Here is a 20,211-nt window from a genome sequence, read left to right as displayed (position 1 = left end):
CGATTCGGCGTCAGGGTTGGGACATGACCAAGGACGCCTTTGCCGAAGCCCCGATGCTGTTTGAAACGGACGAAGCGCCCGCGCAGCCGCTGCCAAGTGGTCGATTGCCCTCCTATATCAAAGACCATCGCAAGCGGCTGCGCGAAAGGTTCATGTCGGGCGGGTCCGCCGCAATGCCGGATTACGAGCTGTTGGAATTGGTGCTGTTCCGGTCCATCCCCCGGCAAGATGTGAAACCTCTGGCGCGGTCGCTGATGGATACGTTTGGGGATTTCAACCGCGTGCTGACCGCGCCCGAAGAACGGCTGCGTCAGATTAAGGGCGTGGGTGATACAGTCATCACTGATCTGAAAATCCTTGAGGCTTGCGCCCATCGCATGGCCCGCGCGCGGGTGATGCAACGGCACGTGATCTCGGGCTGGGATGCGTTGCTGGACTATTGTCACACCACAATGGCCCACCGCGAGACTGAGCAGTTCCGGGTTTTCTATCTGGACCGCAAGAACGTGCTGATCGCGGATGAGGAGCAGGCCAAAGGCACCGTCGATCATGTGCCGGTCTACCCGCGGGAGGTGGCGAAACGGGCGCTGGAGCTGAATGCCTCGGCGCTTATTCTGGTGCATAACCATCCGTCAGGTGACCCAACGCCCTCGCAATCGGATATCGATATGACCACCCGGATACAGGATGCCTGTGTCGCGTTGGGTCTGACCTTGCATGACCACCTGATCATCGGGAAATCGACAGAACTGAGTTTCCGGTCGGAAGGATATTTGTAGGGGCTTTGCTCTTCTTGGCCTATGGAGACGATTCACCCCCGCCGTATTTGGAACGAGAAGAAGGGCCGGGCTATTGGACCCAAACCTCGACCCTACGATTGACCTTTCGCCCCCATTCGGTGTCGTCGCAGGCCATGGGCATGGCTTCGCCAAAACCGTCGACATTCAGTTCGACCTTTTCGGAGATCGAAGCTTCAATTGCGGCCAGAACGGCGTTGCGCACGGTTTTGGCGCGCAGCAGGGCGATCTGGGCGTTAGCTTGTGCCGATCCGTCGCCGTCGCTGAAGCCGATAAATGTGAGGCGCCGGGTGTCGAATTGGCCGGATTCCACCAGCTGAGCCAAAAGCTGGATGTTGGCGCGCGATTGCGCGTCGGGGCGGGAGGAGCCTGTCTCGAACCGGAAGGACAGCGACAGCCGAGATTGGGCGCGCAATGTACCTACTATGCGTTGTAGCTCGTCCAGCCCAATTTCAGCCCCGCCCGAGGCAACGGCGTTGGCCAGGCGATGTCCCTGCTGGTCGATGGACAACAGCTCGGGGGCTTGATCGACGAAACCTGCATCTCGGATTGCGACTTGCGCCTCGGGGCTTTGGGCGAAAGCCAGAAACTGCCTTGCGATCCGGGGCAGGCGACGGTTGGGCAAGTATAGGAACATGGGCGAGGTGAGGGGGTAATCCTCGGTCTTGATGGATTGTCGGGTCGCCGCCAGCGCGTGACCGCAGCCGCCGGTCAGGGGCAACGCGCGGACCGTGTCGACCGCCGCCTGGCTGGCGATGCCGATGGCGAACGGATCCCGTGCAACTGCCTGAACCAGAGCGCTGCTGCGGTTATGCTGGTTGATCCTTGCGGGCAGCGAGGCGTTTACCGGTGTCAGCAAACTGTCCTGCAAGGCTTGCGACGGGTCGGTGTCCGGCAGATGCACGGCAATTGGCGCGTCGGGTCCGCCCAGGCTGGTCCAGTTCGTGATCTCTCCGGTGAAGATGCGGACCAGATCAGCGGGTGAGATTTGTCGGATCGGGTTGTCCGGTGACACCACCGGCACCAACGCGTCCAGCGCCACGATGCGGGACCGCCGGGCCAGGGACAGATCGCCCAAACCGGCCTTGATGGCGCTGTCTTGCTCGGTTGGCCGAACCTCGCGCAGGGCCATGACGATGTCGGCCGAACCTGACACTTGATCGGCAAACCCCTGGTCGGTGGTTGTGGGGGTGAATACGAACCGACCCAGCGGCGCCGCGCGGTCGGGTTTGGTCAGCTCATAGGCAAATTGCCCGCCCTCCAGATGTCGTGGGGTCGCGGCCCACCCTTCGTGTCGGGCAAAGGCCACCAAAAGCGCGGGCAATATGTTCTCGGCCATAACTGACGCGCCGGACAGGCGAACCTCGGCCACAAAATCTGTGAGGCTGGGGCAGGCGGGGCCCGTGCAGGTCACGCCCGAGCCGTCAACGGTAAGCGCGCCGAACCGGGTGTCGATGCGATAGAACTCGCCGTCATAGCTTAGCAGATTGCCGATTACCTCGACCTTGCCGTCATGCGAGGTCAGGGTGATGTCTTGCGCAGCCGCCTGCGACGCAGATGCCAAGGAGAAGAGTGCGGCGGTCGCCACACGAAGAAATGTCATAAGATGCCCGAGCCTGCCTGCGGTTTTACTTTGCCGCGATTTTCAGGTCTTCGAGCAGATTATTCAACACCAGAAACTCACCCGCTTTCGAACATTCCGGCAGAGTGACGGACAGGTCGCGCGCGCTGAGGCGCTGATCGCCGCGCAGTTCCAGCGATTGCAGGTGCAGTTCCTGGCCGCAATTTGCCCGGGTCACTTCGGCCTCGACCGACAGGGTGATCGAGCCGGTCTGATCGGATTGCCCTGCAGGGTAGGAATAGACCTGAACGTTCTGCGCGTCGTTCAGGTCGGGTTGACCCAGATGGACAACTTGCCCGGCGCCCTGTGTTTTGGCGTCAACCGAGACATGGCCGGTGCTGCCATAGCTTGCGCCAAACTCCAGCGCATGGATTTGCAGGTCCGTATTGCCTTGCCAGTGCAGGGCCACGCGATCGAAATGGGTGATATCGGGGATATGTGTGGTCGCAACAGTGCCCGCCTGATCCCCGACCGAGATCAGGAAGATCGCATATTCGCTGAGCGCCGGGATTGTCACTTCCAGACGACCGGTCGCGTCTGTTTGTTGCGTGACGGTCAGGCCGCTGTGATGCACGTCAATCCGTTCGCCCGCGTGGCAAGGGGCAAGGACGGTCAGTTGCGCTGCAGCACCGGGTACAGCCCGCGCCCGTGCGCCGATAGCGCAGTCCGTCGGGCCCGAGGGGGCAGACCCGTTGGCGTGCAGCTTGCGATGTCCGGTTGTGGTGTCGTCCGGCGTTTCGTGGGCCGGAGTCGAGGAGGTCAGAACGATATCCTCCAGCCCTGCGATGATCGCCGTGTGATCCATGACAGAACTGATCTGCGTCTGCGGGACGTCAGGTTCCGCAGGCGTTCCATTCTGCATCAGGTAACCAATGGCCAGGGCACAGGCAACGGTACCCCCAGTGGTCACGTAGTTCTTAATTACAAACAAAACACCCTCCCCAGTTGAAGGAGCGAGTCGCACCCTGCGGGTCAATCACGGCCAATATGTGGCCGTGACGCGGGTTAATTGTGTCTGAACTAAGGTGATGTCAGGTCAGGCGTCCGTGGCAATGTTTGAACTTCTTGCCCGAACCGCAGGGGCATCTGTCGTTGCGTGACGGGTTGCCCCATGTGCTTGGATCGTTTTCATCGAAACCGGGTCGCGCATCACCCGAGGCTTCGGCCTCGGCCACAGCTTCGGCCTGGCCTGCGGCCTGATCGACCGCCTGCTGCGCTTGGGCCTGTTGGGCCTGCATCTGCGCCAACATCTCGCGCTGTTCTTCCTCGGTCAGAGGGCGCACGCGCGACAATTGCTGAGTCACGGTTTCGCGCAAACTGTCCAACATGCTTTCAAACAGCTGGAAGCTTTCGTTCTTATACTCGTTCAGCGGATCGCGCTGGGCATAGCCCCGGAACCCAACGACCGAGCGCAGATGCTCCAGTGTCAGCAGGTGTTCACGCCATTTGCTGTCGATGGTGTTCAGCAGAACCTGCTTTTCGATGTTGCGCATGTTCTCGGGGCCAAAAGCGGCCGCCTTTTGCGCCATCATCTCGTCGGCGGCCTTGACCAAACGCTCGCGCACCTGTTCGTCATCCACGCCTTCTTCCGCGGCCCAATCCTGTACGGGCGCGTCGATGGTCAGCTTGTCCTTGATCGCCTCGTGCAATCCATCGGTGTCCCACTGATCAGCATAGGATTTCGGCGGCATGTATTCGTCGATCAGATCGTCGATGACCTGTTCGCGCATGTCCGAGACCACATCTGAGAGGTCATCGGCAGACATGATCTCGCGCCGTTGGCTGAACACCACTTTCCGTTGGTCGTTCATCACGTCATCAAATTTCAGGACGTTCTTGCGCATGTCAAAGTTGCGGCCTTCGACCTTGGATTGCGCCCGCTCCAGCGATTTGTTGACCCAGGGATGAACGATGGCCTCGCCCTCTTGCATGCCCAGGGTGTGTAGAACTTTGTCCAGACGTTCCGAGCCAAAGATGCGCATCAGGTCGTCTTCGAGGCTGAGGTAAAATACTGTGCGGCCCGGATCACCCTGACGGCCCGAACGGCCACGCAGCTGGTTATCGATGCGGCGGCTTTCGTGGCGTTCTGATGCCATAACAAACAGACCACCAGCGGCCAGAACCTTTTCTTTTTCCTCGGCGTGAGTTGCTTCTTCGGCCGCGCGCAGTTCGGCGGGGTCGGCCTCGGGGTTTTCGGCCAGCGCCTTCAGCACTTTCATTTCCACATTGCCGCCCAACTGGATGTCGGTTCCGCGACCGGCCATGTTGGTGGCGATGGTGACTGCGCCCAGACGCCCCGCATCGGCGACGATCTGCGCCTCTTGCTCGTGCTGGCGGGCGTTGAGAACGTTGTGCTGGATGCCTTCTTTGGTCAGCATCTGGCTGAGCAGTTCGGATTTCTCGATCGAGGTGGTGCCCAGCAGAACTGGTTGGCCCTTTTCCTGCGCTTCTTTGGTTTCTTCGATCATCGCGCCGTATTTCTCGGCACCAGTGCGATAGACCTGATCATCTTCGTCTACACGTGCAATTGGCTTGTTGGTCGGAACCTCGACCACGCCCAGGCCATAGATTTCTTGGAATTCTTCGGCCTCGGTCAGGGCAGTGCCGGTCATGCCGCCCAACTTGTCATAAAGGCGGAAATAGTTCTGGAAGGTCACGCTGGCCAGCGTCACGTTCTCAGGCTGGATCTGTACACCTTCCTTGGCCTCGATGGCCTGGTGCAGACCTTCCGACAGACGGCGACCCGGCATCATGCGCCCGGTGAATTCGTCGATCAGAACGACATTGCCGTCGCGCACGATATAGTCCTTGTCGCGCTGGAACAGTTTGTGCGCCCGCAGACCTTGGTTCACGTGGTGAACGACCGTGGTGCTTTCGGGATCATACAGCGAATGGCCCTCGGGGATCAGTCCGGCTGCGATCAGTTGTTCTTCAAGAAACTCGTTGCCTTCATCGGTGAAGGTCACGTTCCGCGATTTCTCGTCCAGCGAATAGTGGTCGTCCTGCAACGAAGGGATCAGCCCGTCGATCGTAGTATACATGTCAGACCGGTCCTGCGACGGGCCCGAGATGATCAGCGGCGTGCGCGCCTCGTCAATCAGGATCGAGTCGACCTCGTCCACAATCGCGAAATTGTGGTATTTTTGATAAATCTCGGCCAGATCGGACTTCATGTTGTCGCGCAGATAGTCGAACCCCAACTCGTTATTGGTGGCATAGGTGATGTCACAGGCATAGGCGGCTTTCTTTTCCGCATCTGGCTGACCAGACCAGATCACACCCGTGGTCATGCCCAAAGCGCCAAAAACCTTGCCCATCCAGTCCGAGTCGCGCTTGGCCAGGTATTCGTTCACGGTGACCACATGCACGCCCTTGCCGGTCAGAGCGTTCAGATAGGCCGGGAACGTGGCGACCAGCGTTTTGCCCTCACCTGTTTTCATTTCCGAAATGTTGCCCTGATGCAGGAACGCGCCGCCCATCAACTGCACGTCAAAGGCGCGCAGACCCAGCGCGCGCTTGGCGCCTTCGCGTACGTTGGCAAAGGCTTCGGGCAGCAGGTCATCCAGGCTCTCGCCGTCCAACGCCCGTTTACGCAATTCCTCGGTCTTTTCCTTCAGACCGTCATCCGACAATTTCTCGAACTCGGGTTCCAGCGCGTTGATCTGGTCGATCAGGGGGCGGGTCGCCTTGATCTTGCGGTCGTTCGGTGTTCCGAACACCTTTTTGGCGAGCGTTCCGAGTCCCAGCATGTTCACTCCAGCGGATCTGTTCTTGTCTTGGTTGCGACAGGCTTGCCCACCTTGCGCGCAACCCATAGATACGGGGGGTGAAAGGCGGCCCTGTCCAAGGCTTCAAAGCGATGTAAGCGGCAGGTTCCACAGTGTCAACGCTGCGCCCCGTCGCGGCTAGAAAATAGGATGAATCCATGCCCAAAGGCCTCACTTTTCTGCCATCGCTGGCCCTGACTGCCGTGCTGGCCCTGCCACTGGCCGCCGAAACCCAGCCCGATCCCAGCGCGGTCGTGGCCCGTGTGAACGGGGAAGAGATCACATTGGGTCACATCATCGCTACTGCCGCAGCCTTGCCCGAGCAATATCAGCAGATCGAAGACGATGTTCTCTATGATCTGATTGTCGATCAGTTGATCCAGCAGCAATTGCTGGGCCAACAGCAGGACGCGCTGACCCGGCTGAACGCATTGGGCATCGAGAATGAAACCCGATCTCTGCGTGCGGTGCAGACTGTGAATGCGTTGATCGAGGAAAATCTGACGGATGAGGCGATCCAGGCCGCCTATGATGCGCAATATGCTGATTTCCAGGGCGCGGATGAATATAACGCCAGCCACATTCTGGTCGAAACCGAAGAAGAAGCGAATGAAATCAAGGCTCAGCTTGATGACGGTGCCGATTTCGCGCAACTGGCGCGCGAGAAATCCACCGGCCCGTCCGGCCCGAATGGGGGTGAGTTGGGTTGGTTCGGCCCGGGTCGCATGGTGCCTGCCTTCGAGGCTGCCGTTGTCAGTCTGGAAAAGGGCCAGGTTTCGGACCCTGTGAAAACTCAGTTCGGCTGGCACGTTGTCACCCTGAACGACAAGCGCAAAACCGAAGCCCCGGATATTGAGGCTGTCCGCGCCGAACTGTCCCAAGGTCTTCAGCAGGAGATCATTCAGGCTCGCATCGACGAGCTGACCCAGCAGGCCGAGATCGAGCGCCCCACGACCGAGGGTGTCGGACCCGAGGCACTGCGTCAGATCGAACTGCTTCAGGAGTAACCGTCCGTGGCAACGATTACCAAAGTTTCGCCGCTGGCTCCGGCGGCATTCCCCGACCTGCCCGCAATTGACGGCGTGCGCTTTGCCACTGTTGAGGCGGGTGTGCGCTACCAGGGCCGCACCGATGTGATGCTGGCGGTGCTGGATCCCGGTACTTCGGTGGCTGGGGTGTTCACGCGTTCCGCCACCCGCGCGGCCCCGGTGCTGGATTGTCAGGACAAGATCGGCGGGGCCAGCGATGGTCCGGCTGCGATTTTGGTGAACTCGGGTAATGCCAATGCGTTCACCGGGCACTACGGTCAGACCTCGGTGGCCGAGGTGACGCAGGCCGTGTCCAAAGCCACCGGCGTCGCGGTTGATCGGGTGTTTACATCGTCCACCGGCGTGATCGGCGAGCCGCTGCCCCATGATCGCATCGTATCGCAGCTTGAGGCGCTCAAAGCGGGTCTCAGCCGCCACGCCATTGAAGACGCCGCGCGGGCGATCATGACGACCGATACCTTCCCCAAAGGGGCTTCGGCGCAGATCGAGATTGATGGAAAAACAGTCTCTATTGCGGGGATTGCCAAGGGTTCGGGCATGATCGCGCCGGATATGGCGACGATGCTGGTTTATATCTTTACCGATGCGCAAGTCGAACAATCGGCGCTACAAGCGATGCTGGGCGCGCAGACCGACCGCACCTTCAACTGCATCACGGTGGACAGTGATACCTCGACCTCGGACACGCTGCTGCTTTGCGCCACCGGGGCCTCGGGCGTGGATGCCACAGGCAATGCAGCGTTTGCGCAGGCGCTTGAAACGGTGATGCTGGACCTTGCGCAGCAGGTGGTGCGCGACGGTGAAGGCGCCACGAAATTCTTAGAAGTTCGTGTGACCGGGGCGGCCTCGGACGCGGATGCCAAGGTGCATGGGCTGGCGATTGCCAACTCGCCTCTGGTCAAAACCGCCATTGCGGGCGAAGACCCGAACTGGGGCCGCATCGTTATGGCCATCGGCAAGTCCGGTGCCGCCGCCGACCGCGACCTGCTGAGTATCTCTTTCGGCGACATTCTGGTGGCCGAGAAAGGCTGGGTCAGCCCTGATTACCGCGAGGAAGACGCCGCCGCTTACATGAAAGGTCAGGATCTGGTGATCGCGGTCGATCTGGGACTGGGCGAGGGCGCATCCACCGTTTGGACCTGTGATCTGACTTACGGCTATATCGAGATCAACGCGGATTATCGTTCATGAAGACCATTTTGGTGTCGGCCGTCGCCCTGATCGACGTCGAAGGCCGGGTGCTGCTGGCGCAGCGTCCGGAGGGGAAGTCCATGGCCGGTCTGTGGGAGTTTCCCGGCGGCAAGGTTGAACCCGGCGAAACCCCCGAGGTCGCCCTGATCCGCGAGTTGGAGGAAGAACTGGGCATCAACACCTGGGCTTCGTGTCTTGCGCCCCTGACTTTCGCGAGCCACAGCTATGACGACTTTCATTTGCTCATGCCACTATTTGCCTGCCGCAAGTGGGAGGGGATACCTCAATCAAAAGAAGGTCAGGCGTTGAAATGGGTGCGTGCAAATGATCTGCGCAACTACCCGATGCCCGCTGCAGATGTGCCGTTGATCCCGATTTTACGGGATTGGTTGTAGTATCGTGGCAGGGCGCATGCCCTCCTTGTTCAAAAGAGAGCACGCGGTGGTAGGAAAAGCGTGATGTGTGACCTGTGCCCCTGATCCGAAAGTATTAGGCCCAGCCGAGCTGTTTCAAGGAATGCGCATCATTCCAAATCTTGGTCATGTGTTTGATTTTGTCACCGTCAAACTCAATGGCATAGACGTATTCGGCGGCCAGAGTTTTTCCGGTAGCTGGCACTGGGCCATCCACGGAATGAGTTCCATGGAACACGGCATATATGCTTGCAATTCCACGCTCTTCATCAACAGAAAATGACTTGAGCTCGTAATGACCATCCGGGATCGGAGTCAGCAGGTTTTTCATCCAGTCTGCGTAGCCTTCCAGTGAAGTGACGTCGGCCAATGCGTCGGCTTGTGCTGAAAACGTCGCGCCTTCGTGGCAAAAGTTTTTGCAGGCGTCCCAGCCTTTGCCCGTATCGCAGGCCTCAAAGAATTCTCTTGCGACTTTTTGGATAGACATGTGTTTCCCCCATACGAACTGTGGTCAACCGAGTTGACCATTTACTGAAGCAGTACGAAACAAGGTACGCTGAAATAGCTCATTATCAAAATGCGCGGAAATATCGTGGCGTGGCGACGAAACCGTAACTGATGTGATCCAGCGATCCATCCAATTGATCACCCCTCTACCCCTGTTACAATTCGTAAGGATTGAGAAAACATCAGGCAAAACTTGCCGCTGATCCTCCGCCTGTCCCTTCGTGGGGCATTGGCGTTCGGGCACCATCCCGAACCCGCCATTTCCGACCCAAGGGAGGGGTCGGGTGGGGAGGAGAGAAAGATTGGCTCAGACGCAGTCGGGCGCGGAGGGGATGGTATCTCTTCCCGCGCTGTTACATCGCAATGCGACGCAGTTCGGGGATGCCCCGGCCTACCGGGAAAAGGAATTCGGGATCTGGCAATGCTGGTCCTGGGCTGAGACCGCCGCCGAGGTGCGCAAGCTGGCGTTGGGATTTCTGGAGATCGGCGTTGAGAAGGGCGACCATATCGCCGTCATTGGCCGCAACCGCCCGGCGCATTACTGGTCGATGGTGGCCGCGCAGATGGTAGGAGCGGTTCCGGTGCCGCTGTACCAGGACTCGGTCGCGGAAGAGATGGCCTATGTGCTGGAACATTGCGGCGCGAAATATGTCGTCTGCGGCGATCAGGAGCAGGTCGACAAGGTCATCGAGATTCAGCAGGGGCTGCATCAGGTCAAGCATATCCTCTACACTGACAAGCGCGGGATGCGGAAATACGACCATTCCCAGATGAACGCGCTGGACGACATCATGGCCGAGGGCAGCGCCGGTCACGCGCGGTTTGACGCGGAACTGGACAAGCGTATCGCGGCGATCACCTATGACGATACCTGCGTGATGCTCTATACCTCGGGCACGACGGGCAAGCCCAAGGGTGTGGTTCTATCGAACCGCAACGTTATCGAAAGCGCCAAGAACTCGGCCGAGTTCGACCATCTGACCCGCAACGAAGATATTCTGTCCTACCTGCCGATGGCGTGGGTGGGCGATTTCATCTTCTCGATCGGTCAGGCCTATTGGTGCGGCTTCTGCGTGAACTGCCCCGAAAGCGCCGACACGATGATGACCGACCTGCGCGAGATAGGGCCGACCTATTTCTTTGCCCCGCCGCGCGTGTTTGAGACGCAGCTGACCAATGTGATGATCCGGATGGAGGATGCGGGCAAGCTGAAGCAACGCATGTTCCGACACTTCATGGATCACGCCAAGAAAGTGGGCGGTCTGTTGCTGGATGGTAAGCCGGTCGGGTTTGGCGACAAGGTGAAATACGCGCTGGGCAACATGCTGGTTTATGGTCCGTTGAAGGATACGCTGGGTTATGGCCGGTTCCGCGTCGGCTATACGGCGGGTGAAGCCATTGGGCCTGAGATTTTTGATTTCTACCGCTCGCTGGGGATCAATCTGAAACAGCTTTATGGTCAGACCGAAGCCACCGTCTTTATCACCGTACAGCCGGACGGTGAGGTGCGCGCGGATACGGTTGGTGTTCCTGCGCCGGATGTCGAGTTGAAGATCGACGACAAGGGCGAGATTCACTATCGCTCGCCCGGCGTGTTTGTCGAGTATTACAACAACCCGGATTCGACCGCCTCGACCAAGGATGCTGAGGGTTGGGTGGCCACGGGCGATGCAGGGTTCATCGAGGAAGGGTCCGGCCATTTGCGGATCATCGACCGTGCCAAGGACGTGGGCAAAATGGCCGACGGGTCGATGTTTGCGCCGAAATATGTCGAGAACAAACTGAAGTTCTATCCCGATATTCTGGAGGTTGTTCTGTTTGGTAATGGCAAGGATCGCTGCGTGGCCTTCATCAATATCGACCTGACGGCGGTGGGTAACTGGGCCGAGCGGAACAATGTGGCTTATGGGTCCTATCAGGAACTGACCAGTCATCCGCGTGTGTTAGAGACGATCAAGTCGCATGTGGAAGAGGTCAACAAGTCGGTTGCGGCAGATGAGATGCTGTCGGGCTGTCAGGTGCATCGCTTTGTGGTCCTGCACAAAGAGCTGGATGCGGACGATGGTGAAATGACTCGGACCCGAAAGGTGCGGCGCGGGTTTGTGGAAGAGAAATTCCACGACATCATTGATGCGCTTTATGACGGATCATCCAGCGTTTCGACTACGACTGAAGTAACCTATGAGGACGGGCGTAAGGGGTCGATCTCGGCCACGCTGGAAATTGTGGACGCGCCGGTTGTTGCTGCGACCTCGCACAAGGTGGCGGCGGAATGAGGGCCGTTCGAGCGCCGCTCGACCTGACGGTCATCGCCCCGCCCGCCGTCCCGTTTTTTCGCAGCTCAGGGAGGATCTGATGCTGGATAGTTCCGAAGGATATGTCACCGAAGACGGCCGCAAGATCGGCGGTGTGGTGATGGAGATGAAGAACATCACCCTGCGCTTTGGCGGTGTGGTGGCGATCAAGGACATCTCGTTCGACATTCGCGAGGGTGAGATCCGGGCCATTATCGGACCGAACGGGGCGGGCAAGTCCTCGATGCTGAACGTGATTTCGGGGTTCTATGTGCCGCAGGAGGGTGAGGTTTGGTTTCACGGATCAAAACGCCCACAGATGCGACCCTTTGAGGTGGCGCAGCAGGGCATCGCGCGGACGTTCCAGAACATCGCTCTGTTCGAGGGGATGAGCGTTTTGGACAATGTGATGACCGGGCGTTTGGGCTTCATGAAGACCAATATTTTTCAGCAGGCTTGGTGGAAGGGCAAAGCCGAGGCGGAAGAGACGGAAAATCGCGAGGCGGTCGAGAAGATCATCGATTTCTTGGAAATCCAACACATCCGCAAGACGCCTGTGTCCCGCCTGCCCTACGGTCTGAAGAAACGGGTCGAACTGGCGCGGGCTTTGGCGGCGGAACCCAAGCTGTTGCTGCTGGACGAGCCGATGGCGGGCATGAACGTTGAAGAGAAAGAGGACATGAGCCGCTTTATCCTGGACGTTAATGATGAGTTTGGCACCACCATCGCGCTGATCGAACACGACATGGGCGTGGTCATGGATCTGAGCGACCGCGTGGTGGTGATGGATTATGGCCGCAAGATCGGTGACGGCACACCCGATGAGGTGCGCAACAATCAGGAAGTCATCGACGCCTATCTGGGGGTGAGCCATGACTAAACATCTGACAGACATGAGAGGGGGCGGACATGCCTGATCAGTTGGTATTCGCGATGGAGGTCATCCTGAATGGCTTGATGGCCGGGGTCCTGTATGCTCTGGTCGCGCTGGGCTTTGTACTGATCTACAAGGCTTCGGGGATTTTCAACTATGCCCAAGGGGTTATGGCGCTGTTTGCGGCGATGACTCTGGTGGGCATCATGAACGGGCAGGTGCCGTTTGCGCATCTGATCAACGCCACGTTCGGCACGCATATCCACTATTTTGGCTGGAACGTGCCTGCGCTACTGGCGATTATTCTGACCATGGCGGTGATGGTTCTGCTGGCCTGGGCAGTGCAGCGCTTTGTGATGCGCCATTTGGTGGGGCAGGAGCCGATCATCCTGTTCATGGCAACGATTGGTCTGGCCTATCTGCTTGAGGGTGTTGCTGACCTGATGTGGGGGTCCGAGATCAAAACGCTGGATGTGGGCCTGCCGCAGGGCATTAACCTGTGGATTGATGAGAGCACGTTCAACATATTTGGCTACGGCTTCTTCATCGACAATCTGGACATTGTTGCAACGGTGATCGCGGCGCTGCTGGTGGCGGCGCTGGTGGCGTTCAGCCAGTACACCAAGCAAGGCCGTGCGATGCGTGCGGTGGCCGATGACCATCAGGCGGCGCTGTCCGTGGGGATTTCGCTGAACTTCATCTGGGTGATGGTCTGGTCGGTTGCCGGATTCGTGGCCCTTGTCGCAGGCATCATGTGGGGCACGAAATCGGGTGTGCAGTTCTCGCTATCGCTGATCGCGCTCAAGGCGCTGCCGGTGCTGATGCTGGGCGGGTTCACGTCGATCCCCGGAGCGATTGTCGGAGGGTTGATCATCGGTGTGGGCGAGAAACTGTTCGAATTTGCTATCGGCCCGCTTGTGGGTGGTGCGACTGAGAACTGGTTTGCCTATGTGCTGGCGCTGATCTTCCTCGTGTTCCGGCCGCAGGGTCTGTTCGGTGAGAAGATCATCGAGAGGGTGTAGCGATGCAAAAGTTCCTCGCCATCACCAACGTGATCGCATGGGCCGGGTTCTGGGCCTTTGGGTATATCGCTCTGACGTCGGATGATCTGACGGACGGGCAGGTGACAATCGCAGCGATCTTGGCTTTTGCCGGACTGGTCATGGGCATCCTGGCCTACCTCAAGCTGGTCCGTGCGTCCGAGGCGACGGGATATGCCAAAGGATCGAACCAACTGGATGCCGCAGCCCGCAACCGGGCGCAGGAAGAATGGGGAAAGTAAGACATGTTCTATCGTGAGGCCGGAGATTTCAAAGTCTCTTACGTGGATGACAGCCAGACCTTCCCGATCAAGTTCGACCGGTATCGGTACTATGTGGTGCTTGCCGTGGCGTTTGGGATTATCCCGTTCATCATCAACGACTATTGGGCAAATGCGCTGCTGCTGCCGTTTCTGATCTATGCGATTGCGGCGATCGGACTGAACATTCTGGTGGGCTATTGCGGGCAGGTTTCGCTGGGCACCGGCGGGTTCATGGCTGTAGGGGCTTATGCTTGCTATAAGCTGATGACGGCCTTCCCGGATGTCAGCATGTTCATCCATGTCATCCTTGCCGGAGGTATCACCGCGTTGGTCGGTGTGCTGTTTGGCCTTCCAAGCCTTAGGATCAAAGGGTTCTATCTGGCCGTGGCGACTTTGGCGGCGCAGTTCTTCCTTGTCTGGCTGTTCAACAGGGTGCCGTGGTTCTACAACTATTCGGCCTCGGGGCAAATTAATGCGCCGGAACGCGATGTGTTTGGTATCATCATTACCGGCCCGAATGCGCCTGCATGGGCAACCTATCTGTTTTGCCTGATCTTCCTAGCAGTCTGCGCCGTCGTCGCTCGCAACCTGACGCGTGGTACCACAGGACGTAAATGGATGGCGATCCGGGACATGGACATCGCGGCAGAGATCATTGGTGTGAATCCACTTCGGGCTAAGCTGACGGCTTTTGCTGTCAGCTCGTTCTTTGTGGGTATTTCGGGTGCGTTGTTCTTTGCGGTTTATCTGGGCGCGGTCGAGGTCGGCGAAGTCTTCGGTATTCAGAAATCGTTTCTGGTGCTGTTCATGATCATTATCGGTGGCCTGGGATCCATCTTTGGATCCTTTGCCGGGGCTGCGTTCCTTGTGCTGTTGCCCGTTGTCCTGAAGGTCGTCGGCGCGGACATGCTGGGCTGGCCCACCGATATCGTGGCTCATTTGAATCTCGTCATCGTTGGCGCGCTGATCATCATGTTCCTGATCCTTGAACCGCATGGGCTGGCGCAGCTGTGGCGCGTGGCCAAAGAGAAACTCAGACTCTGGCCGTTCCCGCACTAAGCGGTCCGGCCCAATCAGATAACGGGTGCAAAGCCCGAACTCACCATCGGACCAACCAAGGGAGGAGACACCCGATGAAATTGAAACTGGCAACCATGGCGCTGGGCGCCGCAATGGCGGCAGGTCCGGTTATGGCCGACCTCGTATTCCCGTCGCTCAGCTATCGGACCGGGCCTTATGCGGCGGGCGGTATCCCGTTCGCGGATGGCTATGCTGATTACTTTACCCTGCTGAATGAACGCGATGGCGGTATTGGTGGCGTGGCGACCAAGGTGATCGAATGCGAAACCGGCTATAACACCGAAAAAGGTGTGGAATGCTATGAATCCACCAAGGGCGAAGGCTCGCTGGTGTATCAGCCGCTGTCGACCGGTATCACCTATCAGCTGATTCCCAAAACCACCGCAGATGGCATTCCGATGCACACGATGGGATATGGACGCACCTCGGCCAAAAACGGCGATGTGTTCAGCCATACGTTCAACTATCCTGCGAACTACTGGGATGGGGCCTCGGGCGCGATCAACTACCTGTTGGATACAAACAATGGCGACTTGAGCGGCAAGAAAATCGCGCTGGTCTACCACAACTCGGCCTACGGCAAGGAGCCGATCCGCACACTGGAAGAGCTGTCTGCCAAGCACGGGTTCGAGCTGGTTGCCCTGCCGGTGGATCATCCGGGTCAGGAGCAGAAGTCGCAGTGGCTGCAAATCCGCCGTGACCGTCCCGATTTCGTCCTGATGTGGGGCTGGGGCGTGATGAACCAGGTGGCGGTGCAGGAAGCTGCCAACATCCGTTACCCGATGGAAAACTTCATCGGCATCTGGTGGTCGGGCTCGGAAAACGACGTGCTGCCAGCGGGTGAAGCTGCGAATGGCTACAAGGCGCTGACCTTCCACAACGTGGGCACCGATTTCCCGGTCTTTGATGACCTGCAGAAATATGTCGTCGATGCCGGTAAAGCCGCTGGCGCGGGCGATCAGGTGGGTACGGTTCTGTACAACCGTGGTCTTTATGCCGCAATGCTGGCTGCCGAAGCTGCCAAGAAAGCGCAGGAAATCCACGGCACCGCTGACATCACCCCTGCGATGATGCGCGACGGCATGGAAGCGCTGGAAATCACCGAAGCCAAAATGACCGAACTGGGTCTGCCAAACTTTGGCCCGACCTTCTCGGTTTCGTGTGAAAACCACGGCGGCGACGCTCTGGTCGGTGTGACCCAGTGGGATGCGACCAACAAGACCTGGAGCCTGATTTCCGAGTTCAAAGCCACCGATGGCGACGTGATCGGTCCGCTGATCAACGAGGATTCGGGTGCATATGCGTCGGAAAACAACATCGGTTCGCGCTGCTGATCCGGTGATCTGAAACACGGGACGGCGGGCTCTCGCCGTCCCGACCTAAACACAAGGCTTGAGGACACGCGCTGATGCTGGATGCGGCTCAAAACACCGAAGTGCAGACCGAAACCCTGCTTGAGGTCAACAATATCGAGGTGATCTACAACCACGTGATCCTCGTCCTCAAAGGCGTAAGCCTGACCGTGCCCAAGGGCGGTATTACCGCGCTGCTGGGTGGAAACGGGGCAGGCAAGACGACGACGCTCAAGGCGGTGTCGAACCTGCTGCATTCCGAACGCGGCGAGGTGACGAAAGGCACGATCAAGTATCGCGGCACCAGCGTGCATGAAAGCGACCCGGCGGATTTGGTTGAAAAGGGCGTCATCCAGGTGATGGAAGGCCGCCATTGTTTCGAACACCTGACGGTCGAGGAAAACCTGCTGACCGGTGCCTATACCCGCAAGGACGGTGCGGCGGCGATCCAGAAAGACCTTGAGCTTGTCTATTCCTATTTCCCACGGCTGGCCGAACGCCGCAAATCCCAAGCCGGATATACTTCGGGCGGTGAGCAACAGATGGTCGCCATGGGGCGCGCATTGATGTCGCGGCCCGAGACAATCCTGCTGGACGAACCCTCGATGGGTCTGGCCCCGCAGCTGGTCGAAGAGATTTTCGGAATCGTGAAGGACCTGAACGAGAAAGAGGGTGTGTCCTTCCTGTTGGCCGAACAGAACACCAACGTGGCGCTGCGGTTTGCGCATTACGGCTACATCTTGGAATCGGGTCGTGTGGTGATGGATGGCCCGGCAGCGGAACTGCGAGAAAACCCGGATGTGAAGGAATTCTACCTCGGTATGTCGGATGAGGGCCGCAAAAGCTTCCGCGATGTGCGGTCCTATCGCCGCCGCAAGAGGTGGCTGTAAGCGGATGGAGGATCTGGCGATGACCTATTTCGACGCACTCGAAACCCGATCAGCCGACAAACGCGCCGCCGATCAGGCCGAGGCGCTACAAAAACAACTTGCACGGGCCCTGTCTGCCCCCGGTTTTCAAACGCATCTTGCGGATGTGGAGACAGATGGTGTCACATCGGTTGAGGACTTGCCCAAACTACCGGTTCTGCGCAAATCCCATCTGGCGCAGGCGCAGGCTGCGCGTCCACCGTTCGGGGGGTTCACGGTCAAACCTGCGCGGCATTTTCACCATGTGTTTCAGTCTCCGGGTCCGATCTATGAACCGGGTAGCACCGATCCCGACTGGTGGCGTATGGGCAGGTTCCTGCACGCTGCTGGTGTAGGGCCGGGCGATATCGTTCAGAATTGCTTTGGCTATCACCTGACGCCCGCGGGTATGATCTTTGAAAGCGGCGCGCGCGCGGTCGGGGCGGCTGTTTTGCCCGCAGGCACCGGCCAGACCGAGCTGCAGGTGACGGCGGCGCGCGATGTAGGCTGCACCGCCTATGCCGGGACGCCGGACTATCTGAAGGTCATACTGGACAAGGCGGATGAGATGGGCGTCCAGCTTCATTTCACCACCGCCGTCGTAGGGGGCGGGGCCTTGTTCCCGTCACTGCGGCAGGAATACGCGGATCGTGGAATCTCGTGCCTGCAATGCTATGCGACCGCCGATCTGGGTAACATCGCCTACGAAAGCCCCGCCATGGAAGGGATGATCATCGACGAACATGTCATTGTCGAGATCGTGACCCCCGGCACTGGAACCCCAGTGGCAGAGGGTGAAGTGGGTGAGGTCGTCGTGACCTCTTTGAACCCCGACTATCCGCTGATCCGTTTCGCGACGGGCGATCTATCGGCGATCATGCCTGGCCAGTCATCTTGCGGGCGCACCAATGCACGGATCAAGGGCTGGATGGGCCGCGCCGATCAGACCACCAAGATCAAGGGTATGTTTGTGCGCCCCGAACAGGTGGCCGCGCTGGTCGATAAACATGCCGAGATCGTCAAAGCTCGCGTCATTGCCGCCCGCCAGGGTGAGATGGACATGATGACCGTTCAGATCGAAAGCCCCGGTGGCGATGACATGGCCTATGCCAAATCGGTTGTCGAGCTGCTGAAACTGAAAGGCGCGATCGAGGTCGTCGCGCCGGGATCACTGCCCAAGGACGGGCTGGTGATCGAGGATCAGCGCGTTTACGAATGACGCCAAGCAGGTCTGCGGCAGTATGTGTCGCAGATTTGTATCCCTGCCCACTGGTGTTTCCGACCGTTTTGGTCGATTAAAGACGAAACCTGCGCCTTAGCCAGTAACAAGCCGGGATCATGGCCGACGTCGAATTCTCAGAACATGGAACGCGCAATCGCGGCGCGTTGGGCACCCGGTTGGTGGCGACCGTAGCCTGTCTGGTGGCGGCGGCCTGTCTGCTGCCTATGCTCGCAGTTGTTCTGGCGGCGGTGACGGGCGGGACGGACACGATCTCGCACCTGATGGACACGGTCTTGCCGGGCTATGCGCTGACCACTGCGGTGCTGGTTGTTTTGGTGGCGATGGGGACGTTTGCCATCGGTGTCGGTGCGGCGTGGCTGGTAACGATGACGCGCTTTCCCGGAGTTCGGTTTCTGGAAATCGCTCTGGTGCTGCCGCTGGCTTTTCCGGCCTATGTTCTGGCCTATGCCTATACGTTTATTTTGGACCACCCCGGTATCGTTCAGACCACCCTGCGCGACATGACCGGCTGGGGTCCGCGCGACTATTGGTTCCCCGAGATCCGCTCGACCGAAGGCGCGGCGGTTATGCTGATCCTCGTGCTGTACCCGTATGTCTATCTGCTGGCTCGCGCGGCTTTTTTGCAGCAAAGCGCCACTGCATTTCTGGCGGCCCGCGCGCTGGGTAACAGCCCTTGGGGCGCATTCTGGCGCGTGTCGTTGCCAATGGCGCGCCCGGCGATTGCAGGGGGCGTGTTGCTGGCGATCATGGAGACCATCGCAGATTTCGGCACCGTCGCCTATTTTGGCGTGCAGACCTTTGCCACTGGCATTTACACGAGTTGGTTTTCTATCGGAGACCGCGCTGCCGCCGCGCAACTGGCTTTGTGCCTGCTGGGTTTTGCGCTGGTCATGGCCGTGGCTGAACGGATGCAACGCGGCAAAGCGAAATATTATCAGGCGGGCAAAAACCACGCCGCGCTGCCCTCGGCCCAATTAAAGGGATGGCAGGCGGCAGCGGCGTTCACGCTGTGCATCATCCCGGTGTTGCTGGGGTTCCTGCTGCCTGTGTTCATTCTGGTGCAGATGGGGATGGAATCGGAACAAAACCTGCTGTCACGGCGCTATATCGGGTTCATTCAAAACTCGCTGATTTTGGCAGGGACGGCTGCGGTCGTGACGGTTTTTGCTGCGATCTGCGTTGGGTTCTTTCAACGGCTTCGGCCTGGTCGGGTATCCTCTAGCACAGGGTATATGGCGCGGCTGGGCTATGCGGTGCCGGGCGGAGTTATCGCAGTCGGACTGATCGTGCCCTTTGCCAGTTTCGACAATGCTCTGGATGCGTGGATGCGGCAGACTTTCGATATCTCGACCGGGTTGCTTGTCACCGGCTCGATCTGGCTGCTAGTTGCGGCCTATATGGTCCGGTTCCTGGCCGCTGCGCTAAGTGCCTATGAGGGCGGTCAAAGCACGGTCCACGCCAATATGGACGCGGCCTCTCGGTCCTTGGGGCAAAGCCCGCTGGGCACGTTGCGCCGCGTGCACTTGCCGATTCTGACACCATCGCTGCTGACCGCGCTGCTGATCGTGTTTGTGGACGTGATGAAAGAGCTGCCCGCGACCCTGATCATGCGCCCGTTCAACTTCGACACACTGGCGGTGCAGGCCTATCGGCTGGCCTCGGACGAACGGCTTGAGGGGGCTGCGGTGCCGTCGCTGGTCATTCTGGCTGTGGGACTGCTACCGGTCATTTTGATTTGCCGGCAAGTGGGTCGCAGACGCTAGGGCGCTTCAAAATTGCCACACCTTGCGCTGCGTGGGCTTGATTCAGATG

Annotated in this window: 17 protein-coding genes; 13 read left to right on the top strand and 4 right to left on the bottom strand. The window is 59.0% G+C overall.

From position 1 onward, the window contains the following. The first annotated feature begins 23 nt into the window (after positions 1 to 23). Entirely contained in the window at positions 24 to 779 is a 756-nt protein-coding gene (gene radC, locus GOV80_RS15530; RefSeq protein ID WP_170786103.1) for a RadC family protein, read from the top strand. Between the two features lie 70 nt (positions 780 to 849). On the opposite strand, the gene GOV80_RS15525 is transcribed toward radC, so the two are convergent. The 3 genes from GOV80_RS15525 to secA form a co-directional block, all read right to left on the bottom strand. Continuing rightward, the gene (locus tag GOV80_RS15525; RefSeq protein ID WP_170786100.1) at positions 850 to 2,400 is read right to left on the bottom strand and encodes a substrate-binding domain-containing protein; all 1,551 of its coding nucleotides are present in this window, start codon (positions 2,398 to 2,400) and stop codon (positions 850 to 852) included. A 25-nt stretch (positions 2,401 to 2,425) separates the two neighbouring features. Further along, on the bottom strand, positions 2,426 to 3,349 hold the full coding sequence (locus GOV80_RS15520; RefSeq protein ID WP_170786098.1) for a hypothetical protein: 924 nt from the start codon (positions 3,347 to 3,349) through the stop codon (positions 2,426 to 2,428). 100 nt (positions 3,350 to 3,449) lie between these two features. After that, on the bottom strand, positions 3,450 to 6,167 hold the full coding sequence (secA, locus tag GOV80_RS15515; RefSeq protein WP_170786096.1) for a preprotein translocase subunit SecA: 2,718 nt from the start codon (positions 6,165 to 6,167) through the stop codon (positions 3,450 to 3,452). Positions 6,168 to 6,343: 176 nt separating this feature from the next. On the opposite strand from secA, the gene GOV80_RS15510 reads away from it, so the two are divergent. The 3 genes from GOV80_RS15510 to mutT are packed head-to-tail and all read left to right on the top strand — an operon-like array spanning position 6,344 to position 8,820. Further along, on the top strand, positions 6,344 to 7,192 hold the full coding sequence (locus tag GOV80_RS15510) for a peptidylprolyl isomerase (protein ID WP_170771443.1): 849 nt from the start codon (positions 6,344 to 6,346) through the stop codon (positions 7,190 to 7,192). Positions 7,193 to 7,198: 6 nt separating this feature from the next. Then, entirely contained in the window at positions 7,199 to 8,425 is a 1,227-nt protein-coding gene (argJ, locus tag GOV80_RS15505) for a bifunctional glutamate N-acetyltransferase/amino-acid acetyltransferase ArgJ (RefSeq protein WP_170786094.1), read from the top strand. Then, entirely contained in the window at positions 8,422 to 8,820 is a 399-nt protein-coding gene (mutT, locus tag GOV80_RS15500) for an 8-oxo-dGTP diphosphatase MutT (protein ID WP_170786092.1), read from the top strand. Before argJ ends, mutT begins: the two co-directional genes overlap by 4 nt. Positions 8,821 to 8,914: 94 nt before the next feature. Here the strand turns inward: mutT and GOV80_RS15495 are convergent, their stop codons facing one another. Further along, positions 8,915 to 9,325, bottom strand: coding sequence for an ester cyclase (locus tag GOV80_RS15495; protein WP_170786090.1), 411 nt, complete (start codon positions 9,323 to 9,325; stop codon positions 8,915 to 8,917). A 352-nt stretch (positions 9,326 to 9,677) separates the two neighbouring features. On the opposite strand from GOV80_RS15495, the gene GOV80_RS15490 reads away from it, so the two are divergent. From GOV80_RS15490 to GOV80_RS15450, 9 genes are all read left to right on the top strand, one after another. Next, positions 9,678 to 11,621 carry an AMP-binding protein gene (locus tag GOV80_RS15490; RefSeq protein WP_170786539.1) on the top strand — a complete coding sequence of 648 codons (1,944 nt, stop codon included), beginning with the start codon at positions 9,678 to 9,680 and terminating at the stop codon, positions 11,619 to 11,621. A gap of 79 nt (positions 11,622 to 11,700) precedes the next feature. Then, positions 11,701 to 12,519: an ABC transporter ATP-binding protein gene (locus GOV80_RS15485; protein ID WP_170771453.1), complete on the top strand. Its 819-nt coding sequence runs from the start codon at positions 11,701 to 11,703 to the stop codon at positions 12,517 to 12,519. Positions 12,520 to 12,548: 29 nt separating this feature from the next. Further along, positions 12,549 to 13,535 (top strand): branched-chain amino acid ABC transporter permease, encoded by a 987-nt coding sequence (locus GOV80_RS15480; RefSeq protein WP_170786088.1) that lies wholly within the window; start codon positions 12,549 to 12,551, stop codon positions 13,533 to 13,535. 2 nt (positions 13,536 to 13,537) lie between these two features. Beyond that, positions 13,538 to 13,795, top strand: a complete 258-nt coding sequence (locus tag GOV80_RS15475) for a hypothetical protein (RefSeq protein ID WP_170771457.1) — start codon at positions 13,538 to 13,540, stop codon at positions 13,793 to 13,795. Positions 13,796 to 13,798: 3 nt separating this feature from the next. Further along, positions 13,799 to 14,875 (top strand): branched-chain amino acid ABC transporter permease, encoded by a 1,077-nt coding sequence (locus GOV80_RS15470; RefSeq protein ID WP_170771459.1) that lies wholly within the window; start codon positions 13,799 to 13,801, stop codon positions 14,873 to 14,875. A 74-nt stretch (positions 14,876 to 14,949) separates the two neighbouring features. Further along, the gene (locus GOV80_RS15465) at positions 14,950 to 16,230 is read left to right on the top strand and encodes an ABC transporter substrate-binding protein (protein ID WP_170771461.1); all 1,281 of its coding nucleotides are present in this window, start codon (positions 14,950 to 14,952) and stop codon (positions 16,228 to 16,230) included. Positions 16,231 to 16,304: 74 nt separating this feature from the next. After that, complete coding sequence (locus GOV80_RS15460; protein ID WP_170771463.1) at positions 16,305 to 17,138, top strand: ABC transporter ATP-binding protein; 834 nt, start codon at positions 16,305 to 16,307, stop codon at positions 17,136 to 17,138. A gap of 19 nt (positions 17,139 to 17,157) precedes the next feature. Then, positions 17,158 to 18,375, top strand: coding sequence for a phenylacetate--CoA ligase family protein (locus GOV80_RS15455; protein WP_170786086.1), 1,218 nt, complete (start codon positions 17,158 to 17,160; stop codon positions 18,373 to 18,375). A gap of 119 nt (positions 18,376 to 18,494) precedes the next feature. After that, positions 18,495 to 20,162 carry an ABC transporter permease gene (locus tag GOV80_RS15450; protein WP_170786084.1) on the top strand — a complete coding sequence of 556 codons (1,668 nt, stop codon included), beginning with the start codon at positions 18,495 to 18,497 and terminating at the stop codon, positions 20,160 to 20,162. Positions 20,163 to 20,211: the final 49 nt, after the last annotated feature.

The sequence above is a fragment of the Ruegeria lacuscaerulensis genome (assembly GCF_013034685.1).
In the GTDB taxonomy this organism is placed as follows: Bacteria; Pseudomonadota; Alphaproteobacteria; order Rhodobacterales; family Rhodobacteraceae; genus Ruegeria; species Ruegeria lacuscaerulensis_B.
This window is presented reverse-complemented; position numbering and strand designations above follow the sequence as displayed.

Bases quoted from the DNA above. Each gene is read 5' to 3' on its own strand.
- radC (WP_170786103.1), top strand. From the start codon at position 24: ATGACCAAGGACGCCTTTGCCGAAGCCCCGATGCTGTTTGAAACGGAC.
- GOV80_RS15525 (WP_170786100.1), bottom strand. From the start codon at position 2,400: ATGACATTTCTTCGTGTGGCGACCGCCGCACTCTTCTCCTTGGCATCT.
- secA (WP_170786096.1), bottom strand. From the start codon at position 6,167: ATGCTGGGACTCGGAACGCTCGCCAAAAAGGTGTTCGGAACACCGAAC.
- GOV80_RS15510 (WP_170771443.1), top strand. From the start codon at position 6,344: ATGCCCAAAGGCCTCACTTTTCTGCCATCGCTGGCCCTGACTGCCGTG.
- mutT (WP_170786092.1), top strand. From the start codon at position 8,422: ATGAAGACCATTTTGGTGTCGGCCGTCGCCCTGATCGACGTCGAAGGC.
- GOV80_RS15495 (WP_170786090.1), bottom strand. From the start codon at position 9,325: ATGTCTATCCAAAAAGTCGCAAGAGAATTCTTTGAGGCCTGCGATACG.
- GOV80_RS15490 (WP_170786539.1), top strand. From the start codon at position 9,678: ATGGTATCTCTTCCCGCGCTGTTACATCGCAATGCGACGCAGTTCGGG.
- GOV80_RS15485 (WP_170771453.1), top strand. From the start codon at position 11,701: ATGCTGGATAGTTCCGAAGGATATGTCACCGAAGACGGCCGCAAGATC.
- GOV80_RS15480 (WP_170786088.1), top strand. From the start codon at position 12,549: ATGCCTGATCAGTTGGTATTCGCGATGGAGGTCATCCTGAATGGCTTG.
- GOV80_RS15475 (WP_170771457.1), top strand. From the start codon at position 13,538: ATGCAAAAGTTCCTCGCCATCACCAACGTGATCGCATGGGCCGGGTTC.
- GOV80_RS15470 (WP_170771459.1), top strand. From the start codon at position 13,799: ATGTTCTATCGTGAGGCCGGAGATTTCAAAGTCTCTTACGTGGATGAC.
- GOV80_RS15465 (WP_170771461.1), top strand. From the start codon at position 14,950: ATGAAATTGAAACTGGCAACCATGGCGCTGGGCGCCGCAATGGCGGCA.
- GOV80_RS15460 (WP_170771463.1), top strand. From the start codon at position 16,305: ATGCTGGATGCGGCTCAAAACACCGAAGTGCAGACCGAAACCCTGCTT.
- GOV80_RS15455 (WP_170786086.1), top strand. From the start codon at position 17,158: ATGACCTATTTCGACGCACTCGAAACCCGATCAGCCGACAAACGCGCC.
- GOV80_RS15450 (WP_170786084.1), top strand. From the start codon at position 18,495: ATGGCCGACGTCGAATTCTCAGAACATGGAACGCGCAATCGCGGCGCG.